This is a genomic window from Streptomyces sp. NPDC059456, assembly GCF_042750055.1.
In the GTDB taxonomy this organism is placed as follows: domain Bacteria; phylum Actinomycetota; class Actinomycetes; order Streptomycetales; family Streptomycetaceae; genus Streptomyces.
In genome coordinates this window covers 1-9,593 of sequence record NZ_JBHYVA010000299.1, presented here as the reverse complement: position 1 = coordinate 9,593, position 9,593 = coordinate 1, and the positions used below count along the sequence as shown (strand labels likewise).

General features: G+C 72.6%; 8 protein-coding genes. 5 read left to right on the top strand and 3 right to left on the bottom strand.

Annotation, left to right across the window (positions count from 1 at the left end):
• The coding region (locus ACFXA3_RS24095; protein ID WP_385189974.1) for an FHA domain-containing protein at window positions 1–956 on the bottom strand (956 nt) is incomplete at its 3' end.
• A gap of 451 nt (window positions 957–1,407) precedes the next feature.
• Between ACFXA3_RS24095 and ACFXA3_RS24090 the strand changes: the two genes are divergently transcribed.
• Together ACFXA3_RS24090 and ACFXA3_RS24085 are read left to right on the top strand one after the other, a co-directional pair.
• Window positions 1,408–3,183: a serine/threonine-protein kinase gene (locus ACFXA3_RS24090; RefSeq protein WP_385189971.1), complete on the top strand. Its 1,776-nt coding sequence runs from the start codon at window positions 1,408–1,410 to the stop codon at window positions 3,181–3,183.
• Window positions 3,184–3,333: 150 nt separating this feature from the next.
• Window positions 3,334–4,581: a serine/threonine-protein kinase gene (locus ACFXA3_RS24085; RefSeq protein ID WP_385189968.1), complete on the top strand. Its 1,248-nt coding sequence runs from the start codon at window positions 3,334–3,336 to the stop codon at window positions 4,579–4,581.
• Between the two features lie 73 nt (window positions 4,582–4,654).
• Here the strand turns inward: ACFXA3_RS24085 and ACFXA3_RS24080 are convergent, their stop codons facing one another.
• Complete coding sequence (locus ACFXA3_RS24080; protein WP_385189965.1) at window positions 4,655–5,662, bottom strand: isopenicillin N synthase family dioxygenase; 1,008 nt, start codon at window positions 5,660–5,662, stop codon at window positions 4,655–4,657.
• A gap of 313 nt (window positions 5,663–5,975) precedes the next feature.
• Between ACFXA3_RS24080 and prfB the strand changes: the two genes are divergently transcribed.
• Complete coding sequence (gene prfB / locus ACFXA3_RS24075) at window positions 5,976–7,085, top strand: peptide chain release factor 2 (protein WP_385189962.1); 1,110 nt, start codon at window positions 5,976–5,978, stop codon at window positions 7,083–7,085.
• Between the two features lie 134 nt (window positions 7,086–7,219).
• Here prfB and ACFXA3_RS24070 read toward each other — a convergent pair whose 3' ends face one another.
• Window positions 7,220–7,411 (bottom strand): hypothetical protein, encoded by a 192-nt coding sequence (locus tag ACFXA3_RS24070; RefSeq protein ID WP_385189959.1) that lies wholly within the window; start codon window positions 7,409–7,411, stop codon window positions 7,220–7,222.
• 224 nt (window positions 7,412–7,635) lie between these two features.
• On the opposite strand from ACFXA3_RS24070, the gene ftsE reads away from it, so the two are divergent.
• Together ftsE and ftsX are read left to right on the top strand one after the other, a co-directional pair.
• Window positions 7,636–8,325 (top strand): cell division ATP-binding protein FtsE, encoded by a 690-nt coding sequence (gene ftsE, locus ACFXA3_RS24065; protein WP_030161344.1) that lies wholly within the window; start codon window positions 7,636–7,638, stop codon window positions 8,323–8,325.
• 17 nt (window positions 8,326–8,342) lie between these two features.
• Window positions 8,343–9,275: a permease-like cell division protein FtsX gene (gene ftsX, locus ACFXA3_RS24060; RefSeq protein ID WP_385189957.1), complete on the top strand. Its 933-nt coding sequence runs from the start codon at window positions 8,343–8,345 to the stop codon at window positions 9,273–9,275.
• Window positions 9,276–9,593: the final 318 nt, after the last annotated feature.

The window sequence follows — 9,593 nt, the reverse complement described above, 5'->3', positions numbered from 1 at the left end:
CTTCCGATCCATGGCCGGACCTCCGGAGATCCCGGACGGGCCGCCCGGCGGCCGCCCCGGGTGGCCCACCCCCCTACCGGCGGGGGGGGCACGCGGGCGGGGCCCCCGCGGGGAGGCGGGCCGCCCGCGCGCGCGCGCGGGGGGTCGGGGCGGGGTGGGGCGGGGCGGCCCGCGCCCGTATCCGTTCCCGGGCCGGTCCGGCCGGGGCCGGTGTGCTCCGCTCCGGTACCGCCGGCCGCGTCCGGCTGCGGGCCCGGTCCGGCCGTGTCGCCCGATCCGGGTGTGCCGATGTGCGGGCCCGGTCCGGCGGGAGCCTCGGGCGGGGTCAGGGCGAGGTGGCCCTCCAGGTCCGGCACGACCGGGAGGGCGGGCGCCGCCTCCGGGGCCAGGCGGAGGGTCGATTCGCCGATGCGGAGCAGCGCGCCCGGCGCCAGCGCCACCGGCTGCGGGCCCACCACCGTGCCGTCGACCGTCGTGCCGTTCGTCGAGTCCAGGTCGGCCACCGCCACCCGCCCGTCCGGCATCACCGTCACCGCGCAGTGCAGCCGCGACACGTCCGGATCGTCCAGCGGGACGTCGGCGTCGGCCGAGCGCCCGATCCGGATCGCCCCCGGGTGCAGCAGGTGCACCCCGCCCGCGTCCGGTCCGGCCACCACGTGCAGCTGCGTGCCGTCCCTGCCGTCCGGCAGGACGTCCGGCACCGGCGCGTGCAGCCCCAGCACCGCCCCGTCCACGAGCGGCGGCTCCCCGAGCACCCGGCGCTGGAGGTCGAGCCGCTCCGTACCGGCGTACAGCACGACCGTGCCTCCGGTGTCGGGGCCGCCGACCGTGGCCGCCAGGCCGGAGGCCACGGCGGCGAGCGCGGTGCCCACGGGCGCGGTGACGAGCACGTCACAGCCGGCGGGCGCGGTCTGGTGGCCGCTGCGCGACCCAAGGACGGTCAGCCGGATCTGCATCGCCGTCAGCGGTCCCTTCTGCGCGGTGCGCGGTGCGTGCGCCCGGCGGGGGTGCGACGGGGCGTGCCCGCCCGCTCAACCCCCCCACCCGGCACGGCGCGTCGTCCGGTCAGGTCTGCCGGAAGGCAGGGCTCCCGTCCCGGCCGTTCCGTACGGGTGCATCCTCGCACCTGTCGCGGACAACACGCCCGGCACCCGGCAATAAATGATCTTGAATGATCACACCTCTGTGCATGTCGCGTACACGTCCGGGCATACGAGCCGACCAAAACTCCCGCGAAAACGCCCCCGGCATACCCCTCAAACATCACTCTTCGTACATATGTGCGGCAACCAACCTCCCGCACCCCGCGTCTTCCACGGGGACACCCCCTAGAGTGGGCCGGAAAAAGCACCACGGCGAAGACCACAGCGAAGAACCACAGCAGGACGACAGCAGGGAGCGCGAGACGTGCGGCCAGTCGGCAGCAAGTACCTGCTCGTAGAGCCGCTCGGACGCGGCGCCACGGGCACCGTCTGGCGTGCGAGCCAGCGGGAGACGGCCGGCGCGGAGGCCGCCGTCGCCGGACAGCCCGGCGAGACCGTGGCCATCAAGGTCCTCAAAGAGGAACTGGCCCAGGACGCCGACATCGTCATGCGCTTCCTGCGGGAGCGCTCGGTCCTGCTGCGCCTGACGCACCCCAACATCGTGCGCACGCGCGACCTCGTCGTCGAGGGCGACCTCCTCGCCCTCGTCATGGACCTGATCGACGGCCCGGACCTGCACAAGTACATCCGGCAGAACGGCCCCTTCACGCCCGTGGCCGCGAGCCTGCTGACCGCCCAGATCGCGGACGCGCTCGCCGCCAGCCACGCCGACGGCGTGGTCCACCGCGACCTGAAGCCGGCCAACGTCCTGCTCGACGAGCGCGGCGGCCAGATGAAGCCGATGCTCACCGACTTCGGCATCGCCCGCCTCGCCGACTCCCCGGGGCTGACCCGCACGCACGAGTTCGTCGGCACCCCCGCCTACGTCGCCCCCGAGTCCGCGGAGGGCCGCCCGCAGACCTCCGCCGTCGACATCTACGGCGCCGGCATCCTGCTCTACGAACTGGTCACCGGGCGCCCGCCGTTCGCCGGCGGCACCGCCCTCGAAGTGCTGCACCGCCACCTCAGCGAGGACCCGCAGCGCCCGCCGAACGTGCCCGAGCCGCTGTGGATCGTCATCGAGCGCTGCCTGCGCAAGGAGCCGAACGAGCGCCCCAGCGCCGAGAACCTGGCCCGCGCGCTGCGCGTGGTCGCCTCCGGCATCGGCGTGCACAGCGCCCCCTCCGAGGTGGAGGCCGCCCTCGGCGTCGGCGCGCTCCTCGCGCCCGACCCCTCGCCCGCGCCGGTCCCCCAGACCCCGGACGGCGACGCCGCCGACCCCACCCAGGTGCTGCCCGGCCGTGCCGCTGCGCCGATGGGCGCGTACGACCCGAACGGCATGACCAGCGTGCTCCCGCCGGTCGGCGCGGCCGACGCCACCTCGGTGCTGCCCAGTACGGGCGGCCCCGGCGGCCCCGGCGCGGACCCGACCTCGGTCATGCCCCCGGTGCAGCAGCCGGACCAGCCGCACCCGTGGCAGTCGCAGATGCAGGCCGCGCGCGACCGCAACGAGCAGACGCAGATGCACTACCTCGACCCGGGCGAGGACCCGCTGCGCCGGCGCCCGCAGCGGCAGGCGCCCCCGCCGCCGCAGCAGCGCCCCCAGCAGCCCCCGCAGTACCGCCAGGGCCCGCCGCCGCAGCAGTACCAGCAGCAGCCGCCGTACCAGCAGCCGCCGCAGCAGCCGTACTACCAGCAGCAGCCGCCGCCCCAGCAATACCAGCAGCCGCAGCAGCCCCCGTACCAGCAGCCGCCCCAGCGGCAGGCCCCGCAGCGGCAGGCCCCGCAGCGCCAGGCGCCCCCGCAGCAGCAGCCCCCGCAGGCCCCGCCGCCGCAGCGCCGGGAGCCGCGCGAGCCGCGCCCGCGCAGCGCCAACCCGATCAAGATCCCGGGCCTGGGCTGCCTCAAGGGCTGCCTGGTCATGATCCTGCTGTTCGTGGTGGCGGGCTGGCTGGTCTGGGAGCTCACCCCGCTCCAGGAGTGGGTCGGCACCGGCAAGGGCTGGTTCGACCAGCTGTGGAGCTGGGGCACCGAGATCGTCGACTGGGTCAGCGCGCTCGGGGACTCCGCGAGCGGTGGAACGGGCGGCGGCACGCCCTGAACCGGGCCCCCGTAGCGCCGACTTCGTGGATTTGTCGACTTCTGGGACGTGATTTCGCCCCCAGAAGTGAAGGTCGCCGCGTTCCGGTGCCGCCAACCCCCACCCGGCCGCGTAGCTTTGGTGCGTACGCCAGCCGCTGAGGGAGCAGTCGTGGCACGGAAGATCGGCAGCCGGTACACCGCGCACCAGATCCTGGGGCGCGGCAGCGCGGGCACGGTGTGGCTGGGCGAGGGGCCGGAAGGGCCCGTCGCCGTCAAACTGCTGCGCGAGGACCTCGCGTCCGACCAGGAGCTGGTCGGACGCTTCGTCCAGGAGCGCAGCGCGCTGCTCGGCCTGGACCACCCCCACATCGTGTCCGTCCGCGACCTCGTCGTCGACGGCAACGACCTGGCCCTGGTCATGGACCTCGTACGCGGTACGGACCTGCGCACGCGCCTCGACCGGGAGCGCCGGCTCGCCCCCGAGGCGGCCGTGGCGATCGGCGCCGACGTCGCGGACGCCCTGGCCGCCGCGCACGCCGCCGGGGTCGTGCACCGGGACGTCAAGCCCGAGAACGTGCTGCTGGACATGCAGGGGCCGCTGGGCCCGGGCGGCTCGCACCCGGCGCTGCTGACGGACTTCGGCGTGGCCAAGCTGATCGACTCGCCGCGGCGGGCCTCCGCGGGGCGGGCCACGGCACCCACGACCCGGATCATCGGCACGCCGGACTATCTGGCGCCGGAGATCGTGGAGGGGCTGCCGCCGCGGGCCGCCGTCGACATATACGCCCTGGCCACCGTGCTGTACGAGCTGCTGGCCGGGTTCACCCCGTTCGGCGGCGGCCACCCGGGCGCGGTGCTGCGGCGGCACGTGACGGAGACCGTGGTCCCGCTGCCCGGCATCCCCGACGAGCTGTGGCAGCTGGTCGTCCAGTGCCTGGCGAAGGCGCCGGCGTCCCGGCTGCGGGCCTCCGAACTGTCGGCCCGGCTGAGGGACCTGCTGCCGATGCTGGCCGGGATGCCGCCGCTGGACGTGGACGAGCCGGACGAGCCCGAACCGGAACCCGCCTCGGTGGAGCCGCTGGACGCCGACCCGGTCCGCCGCCGGGGCGTGGTCCCGCTGGTGCCCGGCTCCGCGACGGACTCGAACCGGGACACGCACACCTCGATGCGGGTGCCGGGACCGGACGAGCTGGCCGGGGGCGCGCTGGGCACGGCCCGGGTACCGCGCCCCGCGGGCGGGCACCGGCCCGGCTCGGCCCGCCACCGGGCCGACACGGTCCGCCGGCGCCGGCTGGCGCTGACGGCGGCGGCCGTCGTCCTGGCCGCCGCTCTCGGCCTGGGCGGCTGGCTCGCCTCCTCGGGCGACGAGCCGCAGCCCCCGCAGAACGGCAAGCACTCGGCCCCGGCGAAGCCGTAGCCGCCGGGACGGACGACTGCGCCCGGGCCGGAGGCCCGGGCGGACGTCGTGCGGGGCCGCGCCCCGGCGGGCGCTACGAGCCGGAGGAGACCAGCTCCGGGTGCCAGCGGCGGGCCACCTCCGGGTGGGCCCGCGTCCACCCCTTCAGCTCGTTGCGCCCGTACTCGGCGTGCAGCGGGTTCGACGCGTCGTGCGCCACCCCGGGCGCCGAGCGCAGGTACTCGCCGGGAACCGTCTCGACCACCGCGTCCAGCCGCGGGTTGTAGAAGAACGGCACCGAGTACCGCTCCACCGCACCCGGCGGGCTGACCACCCGGTGGTCCGTGGCCACCAGGTAGCCCTCCGTCGCGATCTCCAGCAGCTCGCCGAGGTTGACCACGAACGCCCCCGGCATCGGCGGGATGTCCAGGAACCCGTCGCCCTGGCGCACCTGGAGGCCGCCCACCGAGTCCTGGAGCAGCAGCGTGAGGAACCCGTAGTCCTTGTGGGCCCCGACCCCCTGGTCGGCGCCGGACGGCGCCGAGCCGGGGTAGCGGATCAGCTTCGTGTGCAGGTGCGGCCGGTCCGCGAAGGCCGGGTCGAAGAAGTCGGAGGGGGCGCCGATCGAGGTCAGCAGCTCCTGGAGCAGGCGGTGGGCCACCGCGGCCAGCCGCGACTGCCACTCCAGCACCACCGGGCGAAGCTCCGGCAAGGCCTGAGGCCACTGGTTCGGGCCCTCCAGCCACAGGTACGGGGGGTCGCCGGGCCCCACCACCGGCGCCGGGCGCTCGGCGCCGACGTCCAGCTGGTCGCGCCAGTCGGAGGCCCCGCCGGTCAGCTCGTGGCCGATGCGGGTGTAGCCGCGGAAGTGCGGGGAGTTCAGATTGCTCACGGAAAGCCGGTCGGCCTCCGGCAGGGCGAAGAAAGCCCTGGTCAGCTCGAGGATGCGGGCGGTCTCCGCATCGGTGATGCCGTGCCCGGTCAGATGCAGGAAACCGGTGTCCCGGGCTGCCGCGTGCAGCTCCTTCAGGAAATCGGCCCGCTGGGTCGGGTCGTCGGCCTGGGAGAGGTCGATGACAGGGAGGGTGTGCGCGGACGGCATGACGGCTCCGTTTCGGATGTCACGGGGTCCTGTTCCCCAGAGGTGTCGGGGCAGCGGAGGGGGAGGGCCGCCGGCAGGGATGGCGCCGGAGCCGCTGGGGCCGCGTACAGGACCAAGTCGGATCGGGGTGGATCAGGCTTGGGGAAGGTCCGGCGGCAGACAGCTCGTCGTCGTGACACGCATGTGGTCCACATGGCGGCGCTTGACGAGGAGGAGAGTCATACCGTGAGCGTACGCCCGTTCCCCCCGTCATCAGAACGGGCTATCCGGCCTGCCCGGACAGGGCCGCCCGCGGACCGGCTACGCTGGACCCGTGGCAGTCGTCGATGTTTCCGAAGAGCTGAAGTCCCTCTCCTCGACCATGGGGTCGATCGAGGCCGTCCTGGACCTCGACAAGCTGAGGGCAGAAATCGCCGTGCTCGAGGAGCAGGCCGCCGCGCCGTCCCTGTGGGACGACCCGGACGCCGCCCAGAAGATCACGAGCAAGCTTTCGCACCTCCAGGCCGAGGTCCGTAAGACCGAGACCCTGCGCGGCCGCATCGACGACCTCGCGGTGCTGTTCGACCTCGCCCAGGAGATGGACGACGCGGACACGCTCGCCGAGGCCGAGGCCGAGCTGGTCTCCGTCCGCAAGGCGCTGGACGAGATGGAGGTCCGCACCCTGCTCTCCGGCGAGTACGCCGAGCGCGAGGCGCTGGTCAACATCCGCGCCGAGGCCGGTGGCGTCGACGCCTCCGACTTCGCCGAGCGCCTCCAGCGCATGTACCTGCGCTGGGCCGAGCGGCACGGCTACGCCACCGAGATCTACGAGACCTCGTACGCGGAAGAGGCCGGCATCAAGTCGACCACCTTCGTCGTCAAGGCCCCGTACGCGTACGGCACGCTCTCGGTCGAACAGGGCACCCACCGCCTCGTGCGCATCTCGCCCTTCGACAACCAGGGCCGCCGCCAGACCTCCTTCGCGGGCGTCGAGGTGCTGCCGGTCGTCGAGACCAGCGACCACGTCGAGATCGACGAGACCGAGCTGCGCGTCGACGTGTACCGCGCCTCCGGCCCGGGTGGCCAGGGCGTCAACACGACCGACTCCGCGGTGCGCATCACGCACATCCCGACCGGCATCGTCGTCTCCTGCCAGAACGAGCGCTCGCAGATCCAGAACAAGGCCAGCGCGATGAACGTCCTCCAGGCCAAGCTGCTGGAGCGGCGCCGCCAGGAGGAGCAGGCCAAGATGGACGCCCTCAAGGACGGCGGCAGCTCCTGGGGAAACCAGATGCGCTCCTACGTCCTGCACCCGTACCAGATGGTCAAGGACCTGCGGACGGAGTTCGAGGTCGGCAACCCGCAGGCGGTCCTCGACGGCGAGATCGACGGCTTCCTGGAGGCCGGCATCCGCTGGCGCAAGCAGCAGGAGCAGACTGCCTAAGACCGCGTAAGGCCGCGTAAGACCGCGTGGACGAAGACGACGCAGGGCCCGGACACCTCAGGTGTCCGGGCCCTGCGTCTTTCCTCCGCATGGAGCGCCGTGAGCATGGAACGCCGTGATCGGGACGCGGGAGGTCATGCCGTCTGCTGCGCCACCAGGGCCAGGGCCGCCACCAGGACCACGAGCAGCACGATGAGCGTCATGGGGTTCAGGCCTGCGAAGGGGCCCTCCTGCTGGAGGCGCTCCCGGTTCGCCCGGCACACCGGGCAACGGCCCTGACTGACGGGCGCGGCGCAGTTCGCGCACACGAGCCGGTCGTACGTCATGCGCTCTCCTCCTCTCGTCCCCTTGAACAACGCTTGAAGGAACGACTCCGTTCCCCTACCACTGTGCCAGCTCTCGCGACATTCGGCGCGGCCCGTCCGGGCAATCGTGCACCGTACCCTCCCGGACCAGGGGATATATCGGGCAACTCCGGACGCGGGGCCCCCCCCCCCCGCCCGTTCGCGTATGGTCACGCACACCTACTCCCGGCGACCGTGGTGCACCCGTGATCCGATTCGACAACGTCTCCAAGTCCTACCCGAAGCAGAACCGCCCCGCGCTCAGAGATGTCTCCCTGGACATCGCGAAGGGCGAGTTCGTCTTCCTGGTCGGCTCCTCCGGCTCCGGCAAGTCCACCTTCCTGCGGCTGGTCCTGCGCGAGGAACGGGCGAGCCACGGCCAGGTCCACGTCCTCGGCAAGGACCTCGCCAAGCTCTCCAACTGGAAGGTGCCGCAGATGCGCCGCCAGCTGGGGACCGTGTTCCAGGACTTCCGCCTCCTCCCCAACAAGACGGTGGCCGAGAACGTCGCCTTCGCCCAGGAGGTCATCGGCAAGCCCAGGGGCGAGATCCGCAAGGCCGTCCCGCAGGTCCTGGAGCTCGTGGGCCTGGGCGGCAAGGAGGACCGCATGCCCGGCGAGCTCTCCGGCGGTGAGCAGCAGCGCGTGGCCATCGCCCGCGCCTTCGTCAACCGGCCTGCCCTCCTGATCGCGGACGAGCCCACCGGCAACCTCGACCCGCAGACCTCGGTCGGCATCATGAAGCTGCTGGACCGGATCAACCGGACCGGCACCACCGTGATCATGGCCACCCACGACCAGCAGATCGTGGACCAGATGCGCAAGCGCGTCATCGAACTCGAACAGGGCCGACTCGTGCGCGACCAGTCGCGCGGCGTCTACGGCTACCAGCACTGAAAGGCCCTTGAGACGTCATGCGCGCCCAGTTCGTCATGTCGGAGATCGGCGTCGGTCTCCGTCGCAATCTCACCATGACCTTCGCGGTCATCATCTCCGTGGCCCTGTCGCTCGCCCTGTTCGGCGGCTCCCTGCTCATGCGCGACCAGGTGAGCGAGATGAAGGGCTACTGGTACGACAAGGTCAACGTCTCGGTCTACCTCTGCAACAAGAGCGACGCGGAGGACAACGCCGAGGGCGGGAGCAAGGCCTGCGCCAAGGGTGCGGTCACTCCCGACCAGAAGCAGCAGATCGAGACCGACCTGAAGAAGATGGACCTCGTCGAGACGGTCCACTACGAGTCCTCCGACGAGGCCTACAAGCACTACAAGGAACGCTTCGGGCACACCGCGCTCGCCTCGGTGGTCACCCCGGACCAGATGCCCGAATCCTTCCGGGTGAAGCTCAAGCAGCCCGAGAAGTACCAGGTCATCACCACGGCGTTCGCGGGCCGCGACGGCGTCCAGTCGGTGGAGGACCAGCACCAGGAGTTGGACAACCTCTTCACGATGCTCGGCTACCTCAACCTGGCCGCCCTCGGCATCATGCTGATCATGCTGATCGTGGCCCTGCTGCTGATCGTCAACACCGTGCGCGTCTCGGCGTTCAGCCGCAGGCGCGAAACCGGGATCATGCGGCTCGTGGGCGCCTCCAGCTTCTACATCCAGGTCCCGTTCATCATGGAGGCCGCCTTCGCGGGCCTCATCGGCGCCGTGTTCGCCTGCGGCATGCTCGGCGCCGGCCAGTACTTCGTCATCGACCACGGCGCCGCGCTGCGCAGCAAGATGGAGCTGATCAACTTCATCGGCTGGGACTCCGTCCTGGCCAAGCTGCCGTTGGTGCTGGTCATCGGAGTGCTGATGCCCTCGCTGGCCGCGTTCATCGCCCTGCGCAAGTACCTGAAGGTGTGACGAGCGCCCCGTGTGAGCTCCGCCCAACCCGCCGTGGCTCCACGGGGCTTGTCCTAGACTCGGCGCCATGCTGGGCTTGCCGAGTATTCCCGCCTTCTGTCTGCGGCCCCGTGACCTGCGTCGCGGGGCCGTTTTGACGTTGGCCTTCATCGCCGCCGTGGGCACCGCGGCCGGCACCGGGTGCTGGGACCGCGCCGACGCCGTCGGCGGCGCCGGCAGCGGGTTAACGGGCGCCGGGTCGCCGAACCCCGCGGCCGCACCCGACTCGCCCCGGGCACCGGGCCCCGCCCACCCCGGGGGCGGGGCCCGGGCGGCGCG